The following is a 24,095-nucleotide window of genomic DNA, read 5'->3' on the forward strand; positions in this document are numbered from 1 at the left end:
CGAGGCCTGGAGGGCCGGCCTTCGCCGCGACAGGCGTCCCGCTGTCTGGCTATCGTGGCCCGGTCGGCGCCTCGCTGGGGGCTGTGGACAACTCGGCGGCTGAGGGCCGGATTTCTGCTTCGATGAGGACGGCGGTGCACCAGCGGGACGGGAGCTCGCAACGGGGCGCGATGAGAAGGAGGGGGAGACATGGACGCGGTCCGAACGGTGGAGGCCGAGGTCCGTGAGCTGATCCGCCGCTCCGGACTGGACCCGGCGCGCGAACCGAGCGCGGTGCAGCGGCTCGTGCGCGACGCCGTGGCCGATTACGACCAGCGGTCCATGCACGGCGGTATGCCGGTGCTCGGCGACGTGGCCAGGGCCGAGAAGTCGGTGTGGGACTCGGTTGCCGGCTTCGGTCCGTTGCAGCAGTACTTCGACGACCCGACCGTGGAAGAGATCTGGATCAACGAGCCGACCCGTGTGTTCATCGCCCGCGGCGGTGTCGCCGAGCTGACCACGACGTTGCTCACCAGCGACGAGGTCCGCGACCTCGTCGAACGCATGCTCAAGTCGTCCGGCCGCCGCGTCGACCTCTCCAGCCCGTTCGTCGACGCGGTCCTGCCGGACGGGTCCCGCCTGCACGTCGTCATCCCGGACATCACGCGGGAGCACTGGCACGTCAACGTCCGCAAGTTCATCGTCAAGGCTGACAGCCTCGACGACCTCGTCCGGCTCGGCACGCTGACCCGTCAGGCGGCGACCTTCCTCGAGGCCGCGGTGGCCTCGGGCCTGAACGTCCTCGTCGCCGGGGGGACGCAGGCAGGGAAGACGACCATGTTGAACTGCCTGGCAGCCGCGATCCCGGCGAGGGAGCGGGTGGTCACCTGTGAGGAGGTCTTCGAGCTCAAGATTCCCCTGCGGGACGTCGCATCGATGCAGTGCCGCCAGCCGTCGCTCGAGGGCACGGGCGAGGTGCCCCTGCGTCGGCTCGTCAAGGAGGCGCTGCGGATGCGGCCCTCCCGGATCATCGTCGGCGAGGTGCGGCAGGCCGAGAGCCTGGACCTGCTCATCGCACTGAACTCCGGACTGCCCGGCATGTGCACCATCCATGCCAACAGCGCTCGCGAGGCGATCACGAAGATGTGCACTCTTCCCCTGCTCGCGGGGGAGAACGTCGGCTCCCGGTTCGTGGTCCCCACCGTCGCCGGCTCGATCGACATCGTCGTCCACGCGGCACTCGAACGTGACGGCACGCGTCGGGTGCGTGAGATCGCGGCGGTGCCGGGGCGGGTCGAGGGTGACGTGGTCGAGATCGCCGACCTGTTCGTCCAGCGACGTGGCGAGCTGGTGAGGGCGGACGGGTACCCGCCGCACCGTGACCGGTTCGAACGAGCCGGCTACGACCTGCCGGCTCTCCTCACGCAGGGAGCGACGTGACCGGCGTCGTCATCGGGTTGATGTTCGGCACCGGCCTGTTCCTCATCTGGTGGAGCTTCTGGGCGCGCGAGGCAGTGACGCGTCAGAGTGAACCTCCCGCGCTGGTCCGGGCCCTGCGCGACGACCTCGTCCAGGCCGGCTTCGCGTCAGTGACGCCGCGGGCGCTGCTCGTCGGCTGCGTCGCAGCCTTCCTTCTCGTCCTGCTCCTTGTGTATGCCGTCGTGGGTGTCCCGGCGATCAGCTTCTGCTTCGCGGTGATGGCCGCCTGGGGGCCGTATGCATACGTTCGGCTGCGCGCTCGGCGGCGGCGATCGCGTCTGCGCGACCTCTGGCCCGATGCTGTCGACAACATCACGTCCGCGGTGAGGGCCGGGATGTCGCTTCCCGAAGCCGTCTCGCAGCTCGGCCACCGTGGACCCGAGGAGCTCCGTCCGGCCTTCGCCGCCTTCGCCCAGGACTACCGGATCACCGGGCGCTTCCACGACTGCCTCGACCGGCTCAAGGAGCGGCTCAGCGACCCGGTCGCGGACCGCCTCATCGAGTCGCTGCGCATCGCCCGCGAGGTGGGTGGGAGCGACCTCGGCCGGCTCCTGCGCACCCTGTCGGTGTTCCTCCGGGAGGACTCCCGCACCCGGGCCGAGCTCGAGACCCGACAGGCCTGGACGGTGAATGCGGCCCGGTTGGCGGTCGCTGCCCCCTGGGTGGTTCTTGCCATGCTGTCGAGCAGGCCGGAGTCCGTGCAGGCGTACTCGTCCACCACGGGGGCGCTGGTGCTGCTGTTCGGAGCGGTCGTGACCGGAGTTGCGTACTGGCTGATGATGCGGATCGGGCGCCTGCCCGAGGACGAGCGGGTCCTGCGATGACCACCCTCGTGCGGTCCGGGGCGGTGCTGGGGCTCCTCGTCGGCGCGGGACTGATGCTCATCTGGGTCGGCCTGCCTCGGCACCGACAACCGGGCCTGGCCGACCGCGTCCTTCCCTACCTCAAGGACACGCCACGTCCTTCGAGCCTGCTCGCCGGTGACGTCGCCACGCGGGGAGCGCTCGCGAGCCTGTTCTCGCCCGTCGTTCGTGAGCTGGCCCAGCACGTCGAGCGCGTCATGGGAGGAACGCCCTCCGTGAGACGGCGGCTGCTCCGGGCCGGGCTCGCCCAGGACGTCGACCGCTTCCGGGCCCAGCAGGTCCTCTGGGGCGTCGCCGGTGGCGTGGGCATGCTGGCCTTCGGCACGTTCTCGGCTGTCACCCGAGGCTCGAGCCCCTTCCTCGTCGTGCTCCTCACCGGCATCGGCGTCATCTCCGGCATCTCGGGCGCAGACTGGTTCCTCAGCCACCGCGCCACCCGGCGCGAGGCGCGGATGCTCGCCGAGTTCCCCACCGTCGCAGAGCTCCTCGCACTCGCGGTCGGTGCGGGCGAAGGAGCCGTGGGAGCGCTCGAACGGGTCTGCCGTCTCTCGCACGGCGCCCTCTCCGACGAGCTCCGCCGCTGTCTGGCCGACGCCCGCGCGGGCGCCAACCTGCCGGTGGCGCTGCAGGGGCTGGCCGACCGGACCGGGCTGATCAGCCTGACCCGCTTCGTCGACGGGATCGTCATCGCCGTCGAGCGCGGCACACCTCTCGCTGACGTCCTCCGCGCCCAGGCGCAGGACGTCCGGGAGGAAGGGCGCCGCTCGATCATGGAGGCGGGGGGCAGGAAGGAGATCGCGATGATGGTCCCAAGTGCCAACGTCTACCTGTACTAGCCGGGTATGACCGAATCGGTCGGGATGCACCCATAACTTGGCACCCGCGAGGTGCGCCAGGGAGACAGCGACTGATGGACCAGCAAGCAGAACTTCGCCTGAGCGGAGACATCCAGGCGTCGGTGTGGCACGGAAGCACGACAACTATATGGACTGAAAAACGGACCGTGAAGTATACAAATCAACCATCGCGGGAAACGTTTTGGCGCCTTTTTTGTCGGTAGCCTCTTCATTTACGTCCTCACAGCAATCAACGAAAAGGAAATCGATCATGCGCATTCGACTTGCCGCCGCAGCCGCCCTCACCGGTGCCGCTTTGCTCGTACCGTCCTCGGCCATGGCAGACATGGCAGCGGAAACGCCTTCGCCTGCTACAACTACGGAGTCCGAGAATGACGACAGCTCCGGCAACTGGGGTCTTCTCGGGCTGCTTGGTCTGGCGGGTCTTGCCGGCTTGAAGAAGCGGAAAGACAACCAGCCCGACTACTCGACTACCCGCACCCGCGACACGAACACCCGCTGACCGCGCTGCTCACCGAACGACGCCCTTGGCTTTGTGCTGAGGGCGTCGTTTCGTCAGGCGCTGCCATCCCTTGTGACTTGCTTTCGACACGACCGGCCTGACCGTTCCTGTTCGTGGCGCAGCCAGAAGGCTCCGCAACACCAGCCGAAATAGAACCGCCGTCTACACACTCAGGGATACCTGTGAGCGCAGCCAACATGGAGCCCACCCCTACTGTGGCCACTCTGATCAGCACCATGCAGCACCGGCTCGACACCATGCCGCCCGGCCGAGAGCACATGGTCGAATTCTTGAGCACGTATCGACGCACCACGTCGGCGGTGCGGCAAGCGATACGGGCATCGGCGTTCGAAGACCCGCACTGGGTCGAGACGTTGGTCGTCCACTTCGCCCACTTCTATCTCGACGCCCTGGACGCTGACCTGGAGGGCGTCAAGCACGTCACTCGACCATGGCGTCTAGCTTTCGACGCTCCTGCTTCATCACCCCCGTTGATCCACGTGCTTCTGGGGATCAACGCGCACATCAACTATGACCTGCCCCAGGCGCTGCTCGCTGTGATGCCGCGCCATGAGTTCGAAGATCCGGTCGTGGTCGAGCGGCGCCGCCGAGATCACGAGAGAATCGACGACATCTTGTCGAGTCGCGTTGCGGCCGAAGGTCACGAACTCGGCGCCCGGGTGGGCCGTCCGTTGCTCGACCGTGCGCTGACTCCACTGCACCGGCGGAGTGCGCGACGATTGCTCAGGGAGGCGCGCGAAAAGGTGTGGCTCAACACACTTGAATTGCATCGTGCGCGTTCTGTTGGCGCTGACTGTCTTTCAGCCCGTGTCAGTGAGCTTGAAATGCTCAGCGCCGCCCGCGTCGCAAACCTCCGTTGGCCGCGGCTTGTGCTGATTCGCCTTTCGATCACAGGATTTGGGGTCACCTTGCCGCCGACGAACGATAATCAGGGTGTCGGTGTCGGCACCTAGTCGGTTGCCCCATCGCGCATTCGGGTAGGTACCCCGCTATGAGGCAAGCCGGTGTCGCAGCCAGCGTGCTCGTGCTTGGCGAGCCGGCGGCGCAGTGGCGCTTTTCGTGGTCATCGACCGCCACGTCCACCACAACCCAGTGCGGACGTTGATCCTCGCTCTCGTCGCCTTGATGCTGACTGCTCAGGGGCCGCCGTGGTGCTGATGTGATGGTGTCTGGAGCAGTCGGGTCGCGCCCCACTCATGTGGCAGTGGAGAAGCGGGACGCGCGTTGCTTGCCGTCCAAGGTTGGCCCAGCCTGTCCATGGCCGGTGAGCCACAAGTGCGCTGGGGCTCACTGCGCAGCCGGAAGACGATGAGAGACGGATACCCAACGGCTTGGCGCCATACACGCCCGCCCAGCAACGTGCGGGATTGGTTTCGCCCGAGGTGGGTCATTTGGCAGTAGGTCGATGGGTTCAACCAAGACGCTCATAGGTCGAGGCATCCTCTCCGGCCGTGTTGGCCACTCTGGCCCGGCGAGGGTGCCGCAGTGCTCGCACCGGCACAGCACATCTAGAGCATTGTGAACTGTGGCAATGGATGCCGGCGCCTGCATAATGTGCGAATGAGTGAACCACCGTCCGCGAGCGAAAGCGAGGCCGTTCAGGCTGCTGTAGCGGAACTGCGGCTGCGTGCTGATCGAGCCGACGAACGCGCCCTAGTGAGCGAGGGCCGCGCCGACATGGCGCGAGAGCGCGCCGACCAATTGGAAGATCGCGTCGATGTGCACCAACACCTGATCACCGAGTTGCAGCATGAAGGGCTACTAGCCCGGGAACATGCGGAGCACCTCGAGCAAGCCCTGCGATCCGCCCGTCTGATCGGATCTGCCGTGGGCATGGTGATGGCCGACCGCAAAGTCAGCGAAGACGTTGCGTTCAAGACCCTGACACGGGCGAGTCAGAATACGAACGTCAAGCTCCGCCTCGTCGCAGAAGCCATCGTCCGCACGGGTGACGTGGGCCTGCTCCCGTTCCTGTAGGCGGGCGACGCGGGCACGGTTTGATGCTATTCGGGGACGCCGCAGCGCCCCCGCTCCATATTGAACGGGGGCACTGTAGGTAGGCGACGAGCGCCTACATGATGGAGGAGATCAGTCGTTGTCGCGGGCGTAGCCGCGGGTGCCGGACTTGGCCAGGCCGCGCGCGACCATGTAGCCGATGGTGAGGAACGTGATGTAGCGGAGGGCCTGCTCGGCGCTGAACGGGTCGGCGGTGTTGTCACCGTCGTCGTTCACGATCATGGAGGTGATCAGGACAGCCAGCACGGTGACGACGTAGGCGATCAGCTCGGTGGTCTTGCGTGCCGGGCGCGTCTCGCTGACGTGGTCGGTAACGGTGGTGGCGCCGTGGTTCTTGGTATTCGACAAAATGATGATCCTCAATGGATGCGACTCAGGGCACGTGTGTGCGCCACAGGTCTGGGGTGGTTGGCTGCTTTTCAGCCGAACACGCGATGGCCTGCTGCTGGACTCTCGGGAAGCCCCCGTTTTCGGGGCCGTCACCGGCGACTGCATATAGCGGCCGCATCTGCGCGTTGTCAGCAACCTTGCAGGTTGGCTTCAGGTAAGTCAAATTGAGCCCGCTACTCGGCACGCAACAAATGGATGCCCATGGGTGGGCGGTGCCACCCACCCTCAAAGCGCCTCCACGACCGCAGTTCCCGGTATTGACGGCGTACCCCCCCGCGCTAACCCCGCCTTCTACCGGCGGTGGCAGCGCCCCCGCCGGCCGAGTTGATCGAGCAGGGCCGACGGGGACGCCTAGATCGAGAGGCACCTGGTTTGAACTTGCCCGACCTAGTCTTACGCCTACCCGCGCCTCAGGCTCGGATTCATGGCGCTGCGGAAAAAAACCTCGGAGAGGGATCGCGCCCATACGGGAATGGCGGCTAGCGATGTTCGGTGGGGTGGGGTCGCCACCCCTCCAACCTCTGTGTGTGTAAGCCGCCTAGACCGGAGGTGCGGGCTGTGAAGGCTTGAGGGGGTGGCCCCGTGGGCGGGGTGGGGGGAGGGGCCAACGCGCGCTCAGCCCAACCCCGCTGGGGAGGCGTCCGCTGAGTGCGGAGGGTTCAGACATCAGGGGTGTTGCCCGACCCGGCACCGCAGCGATTAGGGCACTGTGATGCCGGGCCGGTGTCATTGGGGTCAGAGCGTGACGTAGGCGCGTGTCGCGTCGCGCTCTCGCTGCTTAGGGATGGCCGCTGCGTTGATCGCTTCAACGCGCGCTGTCACCTCGGCGGGTGTTGCCCACGCGAAGGTGCCGCCAAGGTGCGCGACTGCGGTGGGGGTGAACACGCCGTCGAGGTTGACCGGCCCGATCGAGCTGCCTGCGTGTCGGATGCCGGCGAGGGCGCGGGCGAATGCGCCGGCTTCCTTAACGTCGTGGAAGTGGGGCGGTTCGACATAGCGCAGGGCACGCACCGCGTCAGGGGCGAGCAGGTCGCTTGCGCCGGTGCCGTGGAGGAGCCGCAGCGGGGCTTCGAGGGACTGGATCAGCGCGTGCGCGTCACGCGCCTCGGTCCACGCGGTGTATTCGGCAGCGCTGAGGGTGGCGGCGTCGTCGGCTTTGAAAGCCTGCGGCAGACGTGCCGCCTGCTCGGTGAGGGTGTGCAGGGCGTCGGACACGGCGGGCGCGAATGCGGCGGCGATGACGTCTCCTGACTGCCGGATGCGCTGGTGCAGGACCGCGGCGCACCTGTCGAGCAGATGTGCGGTGACAGCGGCGTCAGCGTCGGCTGCTGCCATCTCGGCCGCGACCTTCGCACGGGCCTTGGTCATCGCGGCGGGGTTGCCCAGGTGCGCGGCGAGCTGGGAAGCGCACTGAGCCGGGTTGAGGGTAGCTCGGGTTCGCTGCTCGCCCTCGAGCGTTTCGAGGTGCTCGGCCTGAGCGGCGATCTCTTTGGGGAGGCTCACGCCGTGACGTGCTGCGGCGGCGGTGAGGGTGCGAATGTCGGTGAGGCGCTGGACGGGGATCATGCGTTGGGCTCCGTTTCGTCGGTGTCGTGCTCGGTGATCGCGGCGGCGAATGCTGCGGCGTTGTTCTCTCGGCGGGCCCCGACGCGGAGGGCTGCGAGGCGTTCGGTTTCGGCCTGTTCGGTGAGGCGTTGGGCGTAGATACGCCCGGCTTCCTCGAAGTCGGATTGCAGGGTCATGGCTGTGCGTCCTTTCGTCGTGCGCGTTCCTGGTGGAGCTGCAGGAGGGTGGGGCGGTGTCCACGGGTCACACACCACTGCTCGAGCTGGCGTGCGCGGCGCATGCCGGCGTTGAGCAGGTCATCGGGGATGGACTGGAGTACCTCTGGACGCGTCATGCGGCGGCCTTTCTCGGCTTCGGGTCCTTCGTGTAGTCGGTGCCGGCGTACACACCCCAGGTCGGGCGTTCCTCGACTGCGAGGGCGCGGCACGGGTCGAGCAGTGGGCAGGTGTTGCACAGGGGTGCGACGGCTTCACGTGTGGTGCGGTCCTCGGAGATCCAGCGGTCACCGTCCGTCCCGCAGGGGGTGCGGTGTTCGTTGAGGGCCTTGTCCATGGCGTGTCGTGCGGGTTTCATGTCGTGCGACCTAACTGGTGCGTCGTGAGGCGGTCCTGTCGGGGGGTGCCGCGCGGGCTACGACGCGGACGAGGGTGTCTGTAGAGCAGCATCGGGGTGGTGGTTGGGTGCCAGAGGGTGCATGCGAGCAGGTCAAGGCGCCTCGAAGGGTTTTTCTGATCCAAGAGAGAGACATGGAGCGATGGGCCGGTTCCTTGGCGCTGGTGTGGGCGGGGGTGCGGGGGGTGGTGGCTGCGCGGTCCGCTTACAAACTGGGTGTGCTGTGTATCCGGGTCGCACCCGTCCGCCGCAGAAGCGGCAGCAGCCGCAGATGAACAGTCCGCACTTGGGGCACTTGCCGCCGAGCTCTTGGGTGATCCGCGGGAGTCCGCCAATCGGCCGGCCCTTGCGCTCCGGCTTGCGCCGGGTTGGCGTGGGCAGGGTCTCGGTGGTGTTGTTGTCGTCCTCGAGGGGGTCGCCGTATCGGTCCACGCGGGGGGTCATGCGGCACCTGCCCCGCAATGGGCGTGGTGCGTGCCGCCGAGTGGAAGCGTGCTCGCCGGCAGTGATTCGCCACAGTCCAGGCAGCCACCAGCGTCAGTGGTGTCAAGGCTCCGTGAGTCGTCGCACGACTGACCTGACTGACACCACTGCGACTCACTGCCTCGAGTTGTGTCAGTGGTGTTAGTTGTGTGGTCTCCCCTAGACGGATCGCTCGACTGGCTTACGACCGGGGGGAGTTCCCAGTACGTGATACGCGGGAAGCCACTGCTGGGCGTCAGTATGCGCAACTTGGTGCGGGCGCCTCTGAGTGCACTGTCGGTGATCTGTGCGGCCTTGGCTGCCTTCTTGATGTCGGCACTAGGCACTTGCCCGCCGTGCATGGCTAGGTAGTCCTCGAGCCACTGAGCGGCCTCAGTGGCGGCACTTCGATCCTCGCCCACGTCCGCGGCGCGGCGCATCGCGTCACCAATGCTGTGGGTGAGCTCCTCTCCCCAAGTCAGGCTTCCGGTCCACGCGGTGCCCTCATCCGTTTCGATCGCATGCGATTCGATCGTGAAGGTAAACGTGGGCAGGTCGGTTCGGCCCAAGTTGTTCTTCGGTGTCCCGAACAGTCGCCGCTTGTCGCTCTCGTCGTCGGGGTCGGGCACGACGGTGTGCACCGACCGAGCTACAGCGGTGAACGCCTTCGATCCCATGACGAGCTGTAGGGGGTCGGCTGATCCGCTCTTGTTGTGGTGGATGAGTCCCAGGATCGCCATGCGGGTGCGATCGGCGATGGCGGCCAAGGGCTCGAGGGCCTGTCTCACTTCGGCGTCACGGTGGGTGTCGAGGTCACCGAGTCGCGACATGAGCGGGTCGAGCAGCAACAGAGCTGCGTCTACCTCTCGGGCGTGCCGCTCGAGGGCATGGTTGTCGCGGGGGAGCGACAGCCCGACGTGCACGTCTAAGGCATTCACGACTTCGACTCGGTAGACCCGTGCAAGGTCGGCGCCGGCTGCCATGAGTCGGGGCACGATGGTGTGCTCCCATGAGTCCTCGGTGGCGCACACGAGCACGGACTTCGGTGTGCCGTAAAAGTGTCCGAACATCTCGCCCTGTGTGATGCGGGCGGCGAGCCAGTAGCCGAGAGTGGACTTTCCGAGACCTTCGCGTCCGGCGAGCAGGGCGATGGTGCCTAGGGCGATGCGGCCCTTCCATAGCCAGAACACTGGTCGCGGCTTGATGGTCGCGGCGCTGGTTAGCACAACCTCGCGAGTGGATTTCGCGATGTTGATGTCGTCGAGTGGATCTGCGGCCTGCGGGTGGTTGGTGCCGTAGAAGCTCATGCGGCACCCCCTGACAAGACTGCGCGCTGCCCGAACTTCTCGGCCCTGCGAATCGCTGTGGCTCGGTCAGCTTCTGCGTCGCGCTCGGGGAGCCGAGACATCTCGAGCACAACGGCCACGGCGTTCCGGTGCATCGCCTCGGCGTAGTCGTCCGCGGCTCGCCAGCCTTCGGCATATCCGCGCTCGATGCCTGCCGCCATGCCAAGCGTGTATGCCTCACGCTCGGCCGCTGCGAGCGCGTGCCAGGGACGCGTATCGATGTTCGGTGGGACACTCGAGGAGACGCCGGTCAACGTCTTGGATGCCGCCCCGGTAGTAGAGCTGGGGCGGCTTCTGTTTGCGCTCAAGCCGCGTCACCGGGCCGAGGGACGAGCAGGAGCGCGAGCTTGTCACGCTGGTCTGCCGTCAGTGGTGGGGCGGCGTCGACCGTGCGCTTGATGTAGTCGGCCAGACGCTCGGCTCGCATGTTGCGGCGTGTGCTTCGATCAGGTCAGGATCGTCAGCAGTGCGGGATCGGGACAGAGACGCAATGCGCGCCCGTTCGTGGGTCCACGACATAGGAGAGGCTCCGTGGGTAGGACTTACCTGCTCCCACCCAAGGAGCCTAATTGCCGGGTCGAGTCTTCCGGCTTCCAAACGACTAACAGCGGAGCGTTATGCGTCGCCCTGAATCGTTCTACTTCACAGTCTAGCAGCGAGATCCGATAGCCGGACGGCGGACACTCCTGCGTCGGCCAGCTTGAATAGGAGCGGCCCCACGCGCTCGGCGCGCCATTTGTAGTTGACCGGTGCGCACAACTCGCAGGCGACGATGTACTTCACTCGCCAACCGTCGCCGAAATCGGCGTCATCAACGTCTACTGGCGTCCCGTCCGGGCCAATCAAGACGTGGTCCCCGCCTGAGCGCCAGTCGTCCGGGTTGTTGAGTTCCCCTGCGCGCCCGGGTGTAAGTAGGTCGGCGAGCTTGGGGAGCCTCCCGTGCTCGGCCTTAAAGGCTTCGCGCCACTGAGCGCGGGATCGCCGGCCGCGCGCGGTCTGTGCCCGGCTTTCCCAGTCCCACGCCCACGAGTTCTCGACCCATTGGCTCACATGGTCCCCCCAGGCAGCCTCAGTGAACTTTCCCACCGTCACAGTGCGACCGGCATGTGACGAGTCGTCGCAGTAGACCCTGATCTCACTCATTGGCCGCGCTTCCATTCAATGTCGATATGCTCAGGGTTGAACCGAATGCCCTTACCTGCGGGGAGAATTCGAACCGTCATCAACGCACGGATCGCGTCACGCCGCTCGCGCAGGCTCATACGCTTGGCGGCGGCGGCGACGTCGGATGCCTGCGCCAGGCGGGCCAGCGGATCGGCGCCAGATGCGTCCCTAATCCGTCGCTCGAGGTCGTCAATCTGCGCCGTGAGCCGGATGGCCTGAGTCCTCGCAGCCTCGGGGGAGAGTAGCCGGTCAGTAAGCATCGCAGCGATCGCGTCGCGGCTCTCTCGCAGTTCCACGACCTGTCTGCGGAGCTCGGCCACGTCCACGTCGGCACCGAGTAGATCGAGCGCGTCGGGGCGACTCAAGCGCTCCACGAGCATCCCCATGACCACTTCGTCTACGAGGTCCAGCCGGCGCGTGCCGTAGCACTTCAGGCAGCGGTAGATCGTCGCTCCCTTAGGGTTGGACGTGGCGAACATAACCGCGTCGTCGCAGCCCTCGCGGCCGCAATGGGCCAGCCCGGACAACAGGTACTTGACCTCGGTCGAGGGTGGGGCTTGCTTGCGGGCCGGGTTGCGCAGGATCGCCCCCAGCTGGTCTGCGGTCTCCTCGTCAAGGATCGCCGCGGCGCCCTTGCCGTAGTCCTCGCCCTTAGACGTGACACGCCCGGCGGTGCGGGGGTTGAGCAGCACGCGCCTGACGCTCGTAACGCTCCATTGGCTGCCGGTGGTTGTGTGGATGCCTCGCTCGTTGAGGTCGGCGGCAATGCTCGCCAGGGTGGCACCGGCGAGCACGGCGTCAGCAGCCTTGCGGATCTCGCGGGCCTCGGCCTTCACCACCTTGACCTCGTTGCCGTCGCGGTCGAACCCGAACGGGCGGCGAGTCCAGAGCACGATGCCATTCTGTGCCCGCTGCTTGTTCGCGGCTACCTGCCGGGCCGCCTTCTGTTCGCCCTCGTAGGAGGCGACCGACCCAAGCAATCCCGCGACCATGCGACCCGCGGGGGTAGAGAGGTCCAGATCAGACGAGCGCACAGTGGCGATGCGCAGGGCTCGCTTCTCGGCGACACCCAAGAGCGTCACAAGGTCCCGCAGTCGCCGGTAGAGGCGGTCGGTGTGCCAGCACACGAGAACCTCATGGCGGCCAGCGGACAGGTCAGCCAACAGCCTTGAGAACTCGGGGCGGGCCTTGCCCGTCGTAGCGCTGCGGTCGTTGTCCTGATAGACCTCCGCCACTTCCCAGCCGTTGCGCTCGATCAGCTCCCGACACTCCACGATCTGGCGAGAGACGGCCAAGGCGTCGCCACTCTTGTCGAGTGACTGGCGCGCATAGATGGCCGCTCTTGTTGGCATGAGCCAAAGCCTATCATAGAACAGGTAGGGGTTGACATCTGTGGTCCCGGTCGTCTTCCTCGTGCTCCCGGTCACCGTGCTCTTCGCCGTCTACCCCGGCTTCTCGTTCCTCAACTTCACGATGTGACACCACCGAAAGGCGCCCACCATGCATCACCTGCACCGCTCGCTCCTGCGGGCACAGCTCGCCGCCACGGACCTGCTCGAGGACGCTGGTCGTCGCCGGGAGCGTGGCGACGTCCCCGGCTGGGTCCTCATCACCCTCATGACCGCCGGGCTCGTGGCCGTGCTGTGGACGGTCGCCGAGGACCAGCTCCAGGCGATGTTCCAACGCGCCATGAACAGCGTCAGCCGCTGAGGTGGCCGCGCTCGTCCGTCGTGACGAGCGCGGGTCGGCCGTGGCGGAGTTCGTCATGGTCTCGGGGCTCGTCGTGCTCCTCTTCATGGCGGTCTTCCAGCTCGGGCTCGTCCTGCACATCCGCAACACCCTCATCTCCTGCGCGAGCGAGGGGGCCCGCCTCGGTGCCCGGGCCGACGCCGAACCGGGTTCAGGAGCGGCACGCACGCGCGAGCTCATCGCGGCGTCCCTGTCGGACGGCTACGCCGACGACGTCACCGTGGGCAGCGACGTCGTCGGGGGAGTCCAGGTCGTGGAGGTGCGTGTGCGGGCGCCGTTCCCGGTGATCGGTCTGCTCGGACCCGACGGACGGCTGGACGTCACTGGTCGCGCCTTCCTGGAGCGCCAGTGACGTGGCGAGGGTGGTGGGTGAGGTCGCGCGGCGAGGAGGGCAGTGCGACCGTCGAGTTCGTCGTTCTCGGAGTTTTGATGATGGTGCCGCTGGTCTACCTCGTCATGTCCGTGGGACGGGTCCAGGCGGGTTCGTATGCCGTGACCACCGCTGCGCGTGAAGCCGGACGGGCGTTCGTCACGGCAGCGGCGGGCGAGGACGCCGCTGGCCGGGCTCGGGCCGCGGCGGCGATCGCCTTCGCGGACCAGGGTTTCGACGGCTCGGGGGCACTGGAGATCTCCTGCTCCACGACCCCCTGCCTGACCCCCGACACCCGGGTCGAGACGACCGCCCGGGTCACCGTGCCGCTGCCGCTCATCCCGGCGTTCGCGCGAGACGTGGTCCCCCTCGAGATCCCGCTCTCGGCGAGCCACCTCTCGACGGTCGACCGCTTCCGAGCAGGGCCATGAGGGACGTGCGCGCACGAACGCGACGCCGTCTGCTCCCGGACAGCGACCGCCGGGACGAGGAGGGCCGCGTGGCCATGCTCGTCCTCGTCTTCTCGATGATCTGCATCCTGCTCGTCTCCGGTGTCATCGCCGTGACCTCGGTCCACCTGTCGAGGATGAAGCTTCTCGACACTGCCGACGGAGCCGCGCTGGCGGCGGCCAACGCACTCGACGACGCGGCATACCGGGGCGGGGTGGGTCAGGCGGTCCCGCTGAGCAACGCCACGGTGCAGCAGGCTGCCGCTGACTACGTCGGGAGCCGGTCCATGCCCACGGGGATGACGAGCTGGGGACTCAGTCCCGGGACGGGGACCCCGGACGGTCAGGTCGCCATGGTGCGGATGTCGTGCGTCGCCGACGTGCCGCTCGTCGGGTGGCTGCTCGGTGACGGGGCGCGGGTCAACGTCGTCTCCCGTGCCCGCGCGAACCTCGAGTAGCCCCCTCGTCCAGCGAGCGTCAAGCCGAGTGCAAGCGCCCGGCTCGACGGTGGGAGTCCACCCCACGAAAGGACCACCACCATGAACTCGCTGCGCACCCACCTCTGGCGCCTCACCCTCGTCGCCTCCGGAGTGCTGCTCGCCGTCGGCGGACCGATGCACCCCGAGTCCGACGCCAGGGACAGCCTGCGCGAGGAGCTCGCCACGATGACGGCCGACGAGCGCTGGGTCCCCGGCCACTCGATCATCGTCGTCAGCACCCTCCTCCTCGCGACCGGACTCTGGCTCGCGTGGCGCGACCGCGCCTGGCCCGAGCGGGTCCAGCGCACCCTGGGACTGGCCGCGACCGCGGTGTCGCTCTACGTCGTCGAGACCGTCGCCCACCTGGCCGCCGCCAGCGACTCGCACGCGCTCGCCCACGGTGAGGCCGCACCCGTCGCATTCACCCACGTCGGGCTCTCCCTCGTCCTCTACCCGCTGACCGGCATCGCCGTCGCGGCGCTCGCCCTGTCGTTCGCGAAGGCCCAGACGGGCTGGCGCCGCGGGATCGTCGGGCTGGGCATGCTCGCGGGGACGCTCCACGCCCTGTCGGTCCCGCTGACCATGGTGCTGCCCGACGTCGAGCTCAGCCCGGTGTTCGCCGCGGCCGCCCTCTCGACGGCCCTCTGGTCCATCGGCACCGGTCTGGTCGGCGCCCCGGCGCGGGCCCGGGCCGAGAAGCGCGACCTCGTCACCGTCGGCTGACCTCGGGCGGGGAACCGAGTCTCGGCGAACCCGTCCCCACCCGGACCTGCACGCCCTAGCCTGTGGCCGTGCAGGTCCGGGTGCTGGGCGAGCTCGAGGTCGTCGTCGACGGACGGCCCGTCGACCTCGGCGGGCCGAAGCCGCGTGCGCTCCTGGCCCTGCTCGTCGCCGCCGACGGCCGGCCGGTCCCGGTCGAGCGGCTCGTCGACCAGATGTGGGGCGAGGACCCGCCCGCTCGGGTCGAGGCCTCGATGCAGTCCTACGTGGCCCGCCTGCGCCGGGTCCTTGAGCCCGACCGTGACGCCCGCTCTCCCGCACGCGTGCTGCGCGCCCACGCCGGCGGCTACTCGCTCGACGTGTCCTCAGCCGACGTCGACGCGCACCGCTTCACCGACCTCGTCCGCCGGGCCCGCTCGGCCACCAACGGCAACCGCGCCTCGGCGGAGGCCTCGCTCCTGTCGGCGCTCGAGCTGTGGCGGGGCGAGCCGTATGCCGGGTGCTCCAGCCCGTCGCTCGTCGCCGAGGCCATGCGGCTCGAGGAGCTCCGGCTGGGCGTGGTCGCCGACCTGTGGGACCTGCGGCTCGAGCAGGGCGGCCACCCGGAGGCCGTGGCCGCCCTCGAACAGCTCGTCGGCCTGCACCCGCTGCAGGAGCGCCTGTGGGCCCTGCTCGCTCTGGCGCTGTACCGGGCGGCCCGGCAGGGCGACGCGCTCGCCGCCCTCCGACGGGCCCGTCGGCACCTCGACGACGAGCTCGGCGTCGAACCCGGCGCGCAGCTGCGGGAGCTGGAGGAGGCGATCCTGCGCCAGGACGCCTCGCTCGACCTGCGAGAGGCGCCTGCCACCGAGGCGACCCCCGCGGCCCCGGCCACCCAGCCTCCCGTCGTGGACGACGAACCCGCCGCCCTCGGCCCCCGCGCGACGACACTGCCCGGCAGGGACGAGCAGCTGCGCCGGGCTGATGAGGCCCTCGCCGACGCCCAGACCGGACGCGGTCGGCTCGTCCTCGTCTCCGGCGAGCCGGGGATCGGGAAGACCCGCCTCGCCGAGGCGGTCGCCGAGCTCGCCGCAGCCCGGGGGTTCCAAACCGGGCGGGGCGGGTGGGACACCGAGTCGTCGCCGGCCCCCTGGGGCTGGCGACGCGCCCTCGGGCAGGTCCTCGGCGACACCACCGTCCTCGACACGGAGTCGGGTGGGCGGGACGCCGCGTCGGTGAGCTTCGAGCAGGCGGACGCCGTGGCGCAGGCCCTGCGCGGCGGCCCGCCCACGCTCCTCGTCCTCGATGACCTCCAGTGGGGCGACACCGAGAGCCTGCGGCTGCTGCGCCGGGTGGCGGCCGAGCTCCCCGGTCTGCCCGTCGTCCTGCTGGCCACCGTGCGCACCCCCGTGACCGACCCCTCGTCCGCCCCCGCGCAGACCCTCGCCGCCCTCGCCCGCCTCGACCCCGTGCGGATGGACCTCTCCGGGCTCGGGGCGACGGCGGTCGCGGGCTGGCTCGGGAAGCAGTCGGGCCGCGACCTCGGGGAGCAGGTGGCTCGTGAGCTCGTGCAGCGCACCGACGGCAACCCGTTCTACCTCGGCGAGCTGCTCCGGCTCGTCGTCGCCGAGGGCGCGCTCAGTGACCTCGACGCGCCGGCCTGGCACGCCGTGCCCAGCGGGGTGCGCGACGTCGTGCGCCAACGGGTCCAAGCCCTGCCGGAGGGCGCGGCAGCCCTGCTCGTGTCCGCCGCGGTGGCGGGGCGCAGCTTCGACGTCGCGGTGCTCGAGCAGCTCACCGGCGACCCCGACGCCGTGGCCGCGCACCTCGAGAGCGCCCAGGTCTCCGGACTCGTGGACGAGGAGGGCCCGGGCCGGCACCGGTTCACCCACGCCCTCGTCCGTGACGCGGTCTACGAGTCGGTCCCTGCGGGGACCCGCAGCCGGCGCCACGCCGAGGTGGCCGCGGCGCTCGAGGAGGTGCACGCCGGCCGCGTCGGCGAGCACGCGACCGAGCTCGCCGAGCACTACCGGCTGGCCGGCCCGGCCCACGCACGTTCGGCGTGGGTGTTCGCGCGGCGTGCGGCGGCGACGGCGGCCGAGCACACGGCATACGACGAGGCACTGCGGCTGGCCACCCTCACCGTCGAGCTGCAGGACCTCGACCCCACCGTCCAGCCGATCGAACGGGAGGACGCCCTCGTCGCCCGCGCCCGTGCCCTCACCCGGGTCGCCCGCCCGGTCGAGGCATGGTTCCCCGCCGAGCGTGCCGCCCGGTCCGCGCTGGCGCGCGGTGACGCAGCGGCTGCCGCCCGGGCGCTGCTCACCGTCACCGGCAACCTCGTCTGGGGCTGGCGGGTCAACCCCGACTGGGACGACGACGCCATCGCCCTGTGGTCGGCGGTGCGCGACGCCTTGGAGCCGGACGGCACGCTCGTCCGGGCGAAGCTGACCGCCGCGCTCGCCTACGAGCACCTGTCCCGTCCCGGCTCGGCGGCGGAGTCGACGCGGCTCGCCGACGAGGCGGTCGCCGCGGTCCGCCAGTCCGGCCAGCACGACGAGGACGCGATGTCGGTGCTGCAGCTCGCGCAGGCGGCGCTGCTGCGCCCCGACCTGCTGCACCACCGGGCGCCGATCAGCGACGAGATCGTCGACCGCGCGCGCCGGCTCGACCACCCGCAGGCGCTGTCGGCGGCGCTCGCGGCCCGGGCCCAGGACCGGGGCGAGCTCGGCCGTCTGGACCAGGTGCACTCCGACGTCGTCCGCGCCCACGACCTCGCCGAGCGGCACCACCTGTCGCAGAACGCGATGGTCACCCGGTGGTGCCTCGTCGTGCGCCACCAGCTCGACGAGGACTGGGAGAGAGCGGAACGGGCCATCGCCGACAACGAGGCGTTCGAGTCGACGATGGCGATGTCCGGCTACGGCCTCGGGCTGTGCCAGCTCTGCACGCTGCGTGACCGGCAGGGTCGGCTCGGCGAGATGGAGGCGGCCCTGCGACCGGGTCGCACGCACCCCGGACTCCACGCGCTGCACTCGCTCGCGATGGTCCGGCAGGGCCGGCTCGACGAGCTGCGACTGCTCCTCGGGGAGTGGACGGAGCAGAGCGAGATCACCTTCGACTACCTCTGGCTGTTCCTCACCGCCGTGCGTGCCGAGGTGTGGTCCGCGCTCGGGGACACCGTCGCTGCGGCCGACCTCCACGACCGGCTCCTGCCGTATGCCGACCGGCTGGCGATCTCGGTGCCCGTCGCCTTCCACGGCAGCGTGGAGCTGTCACTCGGTCGCCTCGCGCGCACGCTCGGCCGCACCGAGGTCGCCCGTGCCCACCTCGCCCGGGCGCGCGAGGTGCACGAGCGCCTCGGACTGCGGGCCTGGGTCACCGTCACCGACGACGAGCTCGCCCGCACCTGACCGCGGATCTGCGGCCGGTCACGGCGTGGCCGTGCCGTGGACCCGCAGCGCGTGCCGGCGGAAAGCCCGCCGGGCCGCCCGCTGGAGGACCCATCGCACCGGCGTCGGGGCGTGCCCGAGCATCTTGGCGAAGTCGCCGGGGTCGCCGTCGTGCTGGAACATGCCGAGCGCCAGCAGCCCGTCCTTGCGTGACGACCGCGCACGGCCCGCCTCGCCGAGCGCGTCCCACTCCGCCTGGGTGAGGGTGCGGGCGGCGATGGGCAGCAGCCGCTCCTCCTCGGCGTCGAGGTGCTCGACGAGGTGGACGTAGAGGGTGTCGAGCGTGTCGGCCAGCCCGTCGCGCAGGGTGGGGTCGTCCGCCTGGCGCAGCCTCGGCAGGGCGGCGTCGACCTGCTCGAGGAGGGCGTCGACCCGCTGGTGCTGCGACTCCATGAGGTGGACGATCGGCGCCAGCTCCTCGGGCACGCGGCCGAGCAGCACCGGCCACAGCAGCTCGTCCTCGATGGTGTGGTGGTGGTGCAGGGCGCCCCGGAGGTAGTCGAGGTGGCCGGCGACGACCTCGGCGCGATGGCGGTCTCCGTCGCGGATGCCGCGCACGAGCCCACCGGCGAGGCGCAGCTCACGGCGGAAGAACGTGTGGATCGTCGGCATCGCGCTGGTGTCGACCAAGGTGGTGTCGTCGGCGTGCTCGGTGCTGGGGGAGGTGTGCGGGGTGGTCATCGGAGCTCCTCGTGGTGCGTCGGGGGAAGGACACCACCCTCGGAGCGGTCCCTTGCAGGGCACTTGCCTCCGGCTTGCAGTGCGGACCAGTCCTCCCGCCGACAGGCCGGTGACGTGCAGGGGGCGTGGCTAGGATCGACGATCATGGATCGCATGGCGCCCGCGGAGGCAGAGGCCGGGACGGCGTTCGTGACCGTCAACGGCGCACGGGTGGCCCTGCCCGGGTCCGCCACGCCCCACACGACGACGCTGGACTGGCTGCGCAACCGTGGCCTCACCGGCAGCAAGGAAGGGTGCGCCGAGGGGGAGTGCGGCGCCTGCGCGGTCATGGTGGCCCGACCGGGCGCCGAGGGGTCGTCGGCGACCGAGTGGGTCGCGCTCAACTCGTGCCTCGTGCCTGTGGCGGCGCTGGACGGCCAGGAGGTCGTCACCGTCGAGGGGCTTGGAACCCCCGCCCGGCTGCACCCCGTCCAGCGGGAGCTCGCCGACCGCGGCGGTTCGCAGTGCGGCTACTGCACGCCGGGCTTCGTCTGCTCGATGGCGGCGGAGTTCTACCGCGCCGACCGCAGTCCGGTCGACCCGGAGAACACACAGGCCGACCACGAGTGTGGTCCGAACGGCTTCGACCTCCACGCGCTGTCGGGCAACCTGTGCCGGTGCACGGGATACCGGCCGATCCGCGACGCGGCCTATGCCCTGGGCTCACCGGAGGAGGGCGACCCGTTGACGCAGCGGCTCCGCGCCGAGCCGACCCCGCCACGGCCCACCCACCTCGCGGCCGACGGCGCCGAGCTGGTGCGGCCGGGCACCCTCGCCGAGGCCGTCGAGCTGCTCGCAGGCCGCCCCGACGCGGTCCTCCTGGCCGGCTCCACCGACGTCGGTGTCGATCTCAACCTCAGGGGCGCGCGGCCACCGCTGCTCGTCGCCGTCGACCGGCTGCCGGAGCTGCGCGACCTCAGGGTCACCGACGAGGAGGTCTGCATCGGCGCGGCGCTGACCCTCACCGAGGTCGAGCGCGGCCTCGACGGCCGGGTGCCGCTGCTCGCGCAGCTGTTCCCCCAGTTCGCCTCCCGGCTCATCCGCAACGGCGCCACACTCGGTGGCAACCTCGGCACCGGCTCGCCGATCGGGGACGCCGCGCCCGTGCTGCTGGCGCTGGAGGCCTCGCTGGTGCTCGTGGGCACCGACGGTGAACGGGTGGTGCCGCTGGCCGACTACTTCACCGGCTACCGCGCGAGCGTCCGCCGTCCCGGTGAGCTGATCCGCGAGGTTCGCCTACCCCTGCCGCTGGCGCCGGTCGCCGCGTTCCACAAGGTCGCCAAGCGCCGGTTCGACGACATCTCCAGCGTTGCTGTCGCTTTCGCGCTCGAGGTCGTCGACGGGACCGTGACGCGAGTGCGGATCGGTCTCGGCGGCGTGGCCGCGACGCCGATCCGCGCCCTGCGCACCGAGGCGCTCCTCCAAGGTTCGCCGTGGACGCCCGAGAGCGTGTCCGCCGCCGCGGGTGTCCTTGCGGCAGAGGGCACCCCGCTGTCCGACCACCGCGCGAGTGACCGTTACCGGAGCGCGATGCTCGAGCAGTCCCTCCTCCGGCTGCACTCCGATCAGGGCATGCTCTCGGAGGTCGCGCCGTGAGCCGGCTGTCGGAGCGTCCCGCCGACGCGGTGGTCGGACAGGCCGTGCGGCACGAGTCCGCGGCCCTGCACGTCACCGGCCGTGCCCTCTACACCGACGACCTCCACCCGCGCACGAAGGACGTCCTGCACGCCTGGCCGGTGCAGGCGCCCCACGCGCGAGCCCGCGTCACGGCGCTCCGCACGCAGCCGGCATACGCCGTGCCGGGAGTCGTGCGCGTGCTGACGGCCGAGGACGTTCCCGGCATCAACGACGCCGGCATCAAGCACGACGAGCCGCTCTTCCCCAGCGAGGTCTGCTTCCACGGTCACGCCGTCTGCTGGGTGCTCGGCGAGAGCCTCGAGGCCGCGCGTCGCGGTGCGCTCGCCGTCGAGGTCGACTACGAGCCGCTCCCGTCGATCGTCACGCTGGCCGAGGCGATCGCGGCGGAGAGCTTCCAGGGCGCGCAGCCCACCGTCCAGCGTGGGGACGCCGAGGCCGCGCTGGCCCGTTCGGCGCACGTCTTCCACGGCGAGCTCGACCTCGCCGGGCAGGAGCACTTCTATCTCGAGACGCACGCCGCGCTCGCGACGGTCGAGGACGACGGGCGCATCTTCGTGCAGAGCAGCACGCAGCACCCGACCGAGACCCAGGAGATCGTCGCCCACGTCCTCGGCCTGAGCAGCAGCGAGGTGACCGTCCAGTGCCTGCGCATGGGCGGCGGTTTCGGTGGCAAGGAGATGCAACCGCACGCGTATGCCGCTGTGGCGGCTCTCGGTGCGACGCTCACCGGGCGCCCGGTTCGCCTGCGGCTCAACCGGACCCAGGACCTGACGATGTCGGGCAAGCGCCACGGGTTCCATGCGCAGTGGCGTGTCGGCTTCGACGGCGAGGGCCGGCTGCAGGCGCTCGAGGCGACTCTGACCTCCGACGGGGGGTGGAGTCTGGACCTGTCGGAGCCGGTGCTCGCCCGGGCCCTGTGCCACGTCGACAACAACTACTGGATCCCTGACATCCGGGTCACCGGGCGGGTCGCCCGAACCCACAAGACGTCGCAGACCGCCTTCCGCGGCTTCGGCGGCCCGCAGGGGATGCTCGTCATCGAGGACATCCTCGGCCGGTGCGCGCCGCTGCTCGGCATCGAGGCGCACGAGCTGCGTCGCCGCAACTTCTACGAGAACGGCCAGACGACTCCCTACGGGCAGGTCATCACCCAGGCGGACCGCGTCCAGCGCGCCTGGGAGCAGGTCGCCGTGGAGGGGGAGCTCGACCGGCGTCGGGCCGAGATCGCCGCGTTCAACGCCACGCACGACCACGTCAAGCGGGCGGTCGCCGTCACCCCGGTGAAGTTCGGGATCTCCTTCAACCTCACCGCCTTCAACCAGGCCGGGGCCCTCGTGCACGTCTACAAGGACGGCTCGGTCCTGGTCAACCACGGCGGCACCGAGATGGGCCAGGGGCTGCACACGAAGATGCTGCAGGTTGCGGCGACCAGCCTCGGGGTCCCGCTCGACATCGTCCGGCTCGCCCCCACCCGCACCGACAAGGTGCCCAACACCTCCGCGACCGCGGCCTCGTCGGGGGCCGACCTCAACGGCGGCGCGGTCAAGGACGCCTGCGAGCAGATCCGCGACCGGCTCGCGCAGGTCGCCGCCTCCCGGCTGGGGGTCCCGGCCCCGGAGGTGCGCTTCGCTGACGGGGTCGTCTCCGGGCTGGGCTCCGACCAGGTGCTGCCGTGGGCGGACCTCGTGCACTCGGCGTACTTCGCCCGCACCCAGCTCTTCGCAGCCGGCTACTACCGCACCGAGGGCCTGCACTGGAACTCCACCGTCATGCGGGGGAGCCCCTTCAAGTACTTCGCCCACGGTGTCGCCGCCACGGAGGTCGAGGTCGACGGCTTCACCGGGACGTACCGGACGCGGCGCGTCGACATCGTCCACGACGTCGGCGACAGCCTGTCCCCGCTCGTGGACATCGGCCAGATCGAAGGGGCCTACGTCCAGGGCGCCGGCTGGCTCACCCTCGAGGACCTGCGCTGGGACGAGAGCGACGGGGCGCAGCGTGGCCGGCTGGCCACCGCGTCGGCCAGCACCTACAAGCTGCCGAGCTTCTCCGAGATGCCGGAGTCGTTCAACGTCTCCCTGCTCGGCCGAGCCCACGAGGAGGGTGCCGTCTACGGGTCCAAGGCGGTGGGGGAGCCGCCGCTCATGCTGGCCTTCGCGGTGCGGGAGGCGCTGCGCCAGGCGTGCGCGGCCTTCGGGCCCGAGGGCACGAGCGTCGACCTCGCCAGCCCGGCGACACCCGAGGCGGTGTTCTGGGCGCTGCAGGAGGCCCGGGCGGGGCATGACGCGGAGGTCGAGGCGGGGGCAGGGCCGACCCCGCCGGAGGCCGACCCGGCGGCGCCCATCCGCCGCCCGGAGTCGGAGTCCGTCCTGCAGCACCTGTCGGAGGCCTGAGCCGTGCGCTGGCTCCGCGCCGTCGAGCAGCTCCGCACGGGGGGCCGCCCCGGCGTCCTGGTGACGCTGACGTCGGTGCGCGGGCACGCGCCGCGCGAGGCCGGGGCCAAGATGGTCGTCGGTGCGACGCAGACGTGGGACACGATCGGCGGAGGCAACCTCGAGGCGGTCGCCGTCGAGCGGGCGCGGTCGATGCTCGCCGAGGGGCGCACGGCGCCCGAGACGTTCACGTCCTCGCTGTCGGACAAGGTGCCGTTCCAGCACGGGATGCAGTGCTGCGGCGGTGAGGTGAGCGTGCTGCTCGAGCCGCTGCGCGTGGCGCCGGTCGTCGCGATCTTCGGGATGGGGCACGTCGGCCACGAGCTGGCCCGCATCCTCGCCCGCCACGACCTCGACCTGCACCTCGTGGACAGCCGCCCCGACGCACTCGCGCCCGACGCGCTGGCACCACTGGCCGACGCGGATGCGCGGGTGCACCCGCACCCCGTGCCGGTCCTGCCCGAGCTCGTCCTGGGCGAGCTGCCCGCGGGAGCGCACGTCCTCGTCATGACCCACGACCACGCGGAGGACGCGGCGATCCTCGACGCGGCCCTGCGGACCGAGGGGCTCGGCTCCATCGGGCTGATCGGCTCGAGAGCGAAGTGGGCGCGACTGCGCCGCCGGCTGCTCACCGAGGGTGGCCTCTCCGACGGCGACGTCGCGCGGGTGACCACGCCGATCGGCCTCCCCCAGCTGGCCGGCAAGGAGCCGGCGACGATCGCGGTGGGGGTGGCCGCGGACCTGCTGGTCCGGTTCACCACGACGTCGGTCGAGGCTCCCGTGGGGGCCGGGACACCGGTCGACGAGAAACGTGGCATCGACGTATAGGGTTTGTACAAGGTTTGGGCCT

At 70.0% G+C, this 24,095-nt stretch carries 24 protein-coding genes; 15 read left to right on the forward strand and 9 right to left on the reverse strand.

Annotated features, from left to right (window positions below):
- Positions 1–189 precede the first annotated feature (189 nt).
- From ACOJV9_RS02510 to ACOJV9_RS02535, 6 genes are all read left to right on the forward strand, one after another.
- A complete protein-coding gene (locus ACOJV9_RS02510) occupies positions 190–1,419 on the forward strand; it encodes a TadA family conjugal transfer-associated ATPase (protein WP_420183591.1) in 1,230 nt (409 codons plus the stop codon).
- The gene (locus ACOJV9_RS02515; protein WP_420183592.1) at positions 1,416–2,282 is read left to right on the forward strand and encodes a type II secretion system F family protein; all 867 of its coding nucleotides are present in this window, start codon (positions 1,416–1,418) and stop codon (positions 2,280–2,282) included. The genes ACOJV9_RS02510 and ACOJV9_RS02515 overlap by 4 nt, the downstream gene beginning before the upstream one ends.
- A complete protein-coding gene (locus ACOJV9_RS02520) occupies positions 2,279–3,157 on the forward strand; it encodes a type II secretion system F family protein (protein ID WP_420183593.1) in 879 nt (292 codons plus the stop codon). The genes ACOJV9_RS02515 and ACOJV9_RS02520 overlap by 4 nt, the downstream gene beginning before the upstream one ends.
- A gap of 271 nt (positions 3,158–3,428) precedes the next feature.
- The gene (locus ACOJV9_RS02525; protein ID WP_420183594.1) at positions 3,429–3,680 is read left to right on the forward strand and encodes a WGxxGxxG family protein; all 252 of its coding nucleotides are present in this window, start codon (positions 3,429–3,431) and stop codon (positions 3,678–3,680) included.
- 182 nt (positions 3,681–3,862) lie between these two features.
- Positions 3,863–4,654 (forward strand): DUF5995 family protein, encoded by a 792-nt coding sequence (locus ACOJV9_RS02530; RefSeq protein WP_420183595.1) that lies wholly within the window; start codon positions 3,863–3,865, stop codon positions 4,652–4,654.
- A gap of 607 nt (positions 4,655–5,261) precedes the next feature.
- Positions 5,262–5,678 carry an ANTAR domain-containing protein gene (locus tag ACOJV9_RS02535; RefSeq protein ID WP_420183596.1) on the forward strand — a complete coding sequence of 139 codons (417 nt, stop codon included), beginning with the start codon at positions 5,262–5,264 and terminating at the stop codon, positions 5,676–5,678.
- A 111-nt stretch (positions 5,679–5,789) separates the two neighbouring features.
- Here the strand turns inward: ACOJV9_RS02535 and ACOJV9_RS02540 are convergent, their stop codons facing one another.
- The 8 genes from ACOJV9_RS02540 to ACOJV9_RS02575 all read right to left on the reverse strand — a co-directional run bounded on the left by ACOJV9_RS02540 (position 5,790) and on the right by ACOJV9_RS02575 (position 12,609).
- Positions 5,790–6,065: a hypothetical protein gene (locus tag ACOJV9_RS02540; RefSeq protein WP_420183597.1), complete on the reverse strand. Its 276-nt coding sequence runs from the start codon at positions 6,063–6,065 to the stop codon at positions 5,790–5,792.
- 777 nt (positions 6,066–6,842) lie between these two features.
- Positions 6,843–7,673, reverse strand: coding sequence for a hypothetical protein (locus ACOJV9_RS02545; RefSeq protein WP_420183598.1), 831 nt, complete (start codon positions 7,671–7,673; stop codon positions 6,843–6,845).
- Positions 7,670–7,849, reverse strand: coding sequence for a hypothetical protein (locus ACOJV9_RS02550; protein WP_420183599.1), 180 nt, complete (start codon positions 7,847–7,849; stop codon positions 7,670–7,672). Before ACOJV9_RS02550 ends, ACOJV9_RS02545 begins: the two co-directional genes overlap by 4 nt.
- Positions 7,850–8,003: 154 nt before the next feature.
- Positions 8,004–8,246 (reverse strand): WhiB family transcriptional regulator, encoded by a 243-nt coding sequence (locus tag ACOJV9_RS02555; RefSeq protein ID WP_420183600.1) that lies wholly within the window; start codon positions 8,244–8,246, stop codon positions 8,004–8,006.
- Positions 8,247–8,725: 479 nt separating this feature from the next.
- Positions 8,726–10,054 (reverse strand): AAA family ATPase, encoded by a 1,329-nt coding sequence (locus ACOJV9_RS02560; protein ID WP_420183601.1) that lies wholly within the window; start codon positions 10,052–10,054, stop codon positions 8,726–8,728.
- Between the two features lie 343 nt (positions 10,055–10,397).
- Positions 10,398–10,520: a hypothetical protein gene (locus ACOJV9_RS02565; RefSeq protein ID WP_420183602.1), complete on the reverse strand. Its 123-nt coding sequence runs from the start codon at positions 10,518–10,520 to the stop codon at positions 10,398–10,400.
- A gap of 215 nt (positions 10,521–10,735) precedes the next feature.
- Positions 10,736–11,236, reverse strand: coding sequence for a hypothetical protein (locus ACOJV9_RS02570; protein WP_420183603.1), 501 nt, complete (start codon positions 11,234–11,236; stop codon positions 10,736–10,738).
- Positions 11,233–12,609: a recombinase family protein gene (locus ACOJV9_RS02575; RefSeq protein WP_420183604.1), complete on the reverse strand. Its 1,377-nt coding sequence runs from the start codon at positions 12,607–12,609 to the stop codon at positions 11,233–11,235. The genes ACOJV9_RS02570 and ACOJV9_RS02575 overlap by 4 nt, the downstream gene beginning before the upstream one ends.
- Before the next feature lie 148 nt (positions 12,610–12,757).
- Between ACOJV9_RS02575 and ACOJV9_RS02580 the strand changes: the two genes are divergently transcribed.
- The 6 genes from ACOJV9_RS02580 to ACOJV9_RS02605 all read left to right on the forward strand — a co-directional run bounded on the left by ACOJV9_RS02580 (position 12,758) and on the right by ACOJV9_RS02605 (position 18,416).
- A complete protein-coding gene (locus ACOJV9_RS02580) occupies positions 12,758–12,967 on the forward strand; it encodes a hypothetical protein (protein ID WP_420183605.1) in 210 nt (69 codons plus the stop codon).
- 1 nt (position 12,968) lies between these two features.
- Positions 12,969–13,358 (forward strand): TadE/TadG family type IV pilus assembly protein, encoded by a 390-nt coding sequence (locus ACOJV9_RS02585; protein ID WP_420183606.1) that lies wholly within the window; start codon positions 12,969–12,971, stop codon positions 13,356–13,358.
- Positions 13,359–13,375: 17 nt separating this feature from the next.
- Complete coding sequence (locus ACOJV9_RS02590; protein ID WP_420183607.1) at positions 13,376–13,807, forward strand: TadE family protein; 432 nt, start codon at positions 13,376–13,378, stop codon at positions 13,805–13,807.
- A 74-nt stretch (positions 13,808–13,881) separates the two neighbouring features.
- Entirely contained in the window at positions 13,882–14,283 is a 402-nt protein-coding gene (locus tag ACOJV9_RS02595; protein WP_420183764.1) for a pilus assembly protein TadG-related protein, read from the forward strand.
- Positions 14,284–14,364: 81 nt separating this feature from the next.
- Positions 14,365–15,027 (forward strand): hypothetical protein, encoded by a 663-nt coding sequence (locus ACOJV9_RS02600; protein WP_420183608.1) that lies wholly within the window; start codon positions 14,365–14,367, stop codon positions 15,025–15,027.
- A gap of 68 nt (positions 15,028–15,095) precedes the next feature.
- Entirely contained in the window at positions 15,096–18,416 is a 3,321-nt protein-coding gene (locus ACOJV9_RS02605; protein ID WP_420183609.1) for an ATP-binding protein, read from the forward strand.
- 18 nt (positions 18,417–18,434) lie between these two features.
- Here ACOJV9_RS02605 and ACOJV9_RS02610 read toward each other — a convergent pair whose 3' ends face one another.
- Entirely contained in the window at positions 18,435–19,136 is a 702-nt protein-coding gene (locus ACOJV9_RS02610; RefSeq protein WP_420183610.1) for a hemerythrin domain-containing protein, read from the reverse strand.
- Positions 19,137–19,289: 153 nt separating this feature from the next.
- On the opposite strand from ACOJV9_RS02610, the gene ACOJV9_RS02615 reads away from it, so the two are divergent.
- The 3 genes from ACOJV9_RS02615 to xdhC are packed head-to-tail and all read left to right on the forward strand — an operon-like array spanning position 19,290 to position 24,073.
- The gene (locus tag ACOJV9_RS02615; protein ID WP_420183765.1) at positions 19,290–20,771 is read left to right on the forward strand and encodes a xanthine dehydrogenase small subunit; all 1,482 of its coding nucleotides are present in this window, start codon (positions 19,290–19,292) and stop codon (positions 20,769–20,771) included.
- Positions 20,768–23,206: a xanthine dehydrogenase molybdopterin binding subunit gene (gene xdhB / locus ACOJV9_RS02620; RefSeq protein WP_420183611.1), complete on the forward strand. Its 2,439-nt coding sequence runs from the start codon at positions 20,768–20,770 to the stop codon at positions 23,204–23,206. The genes ACOJV9_RS02615 and xdhB overlap by 4 nt, the downstream gene beginning before the upstream one ends.
- 3 nt (positions 23,207–23,209) lie before the next feature.
- The gene (xdhC, locus tag ACOJV9_RS02625; protein ID WP_420183612.1) at positions 23,210–24,073 is read left to right on the forward strand and encodes a xanthine dehydrogenase accessory protein XdhC; all 864 of its coding nucleotides are present in this window, start codon (positions 23,210–23,212) and stop codon (positions 24,071–24,073) included.
- Positions 24,074–24,095 lie beyond the last annotated feature (22 nt).

It is taken from the genome of Knoellia terrae, assembly GCF_048606435.1.
GTDB classification, from domain to species: Bacteria; Actinomycetota; Actinomycetes; order Actinomycetales; family Dermatophilaceae; genus Knoellia; species Knoellia terrae.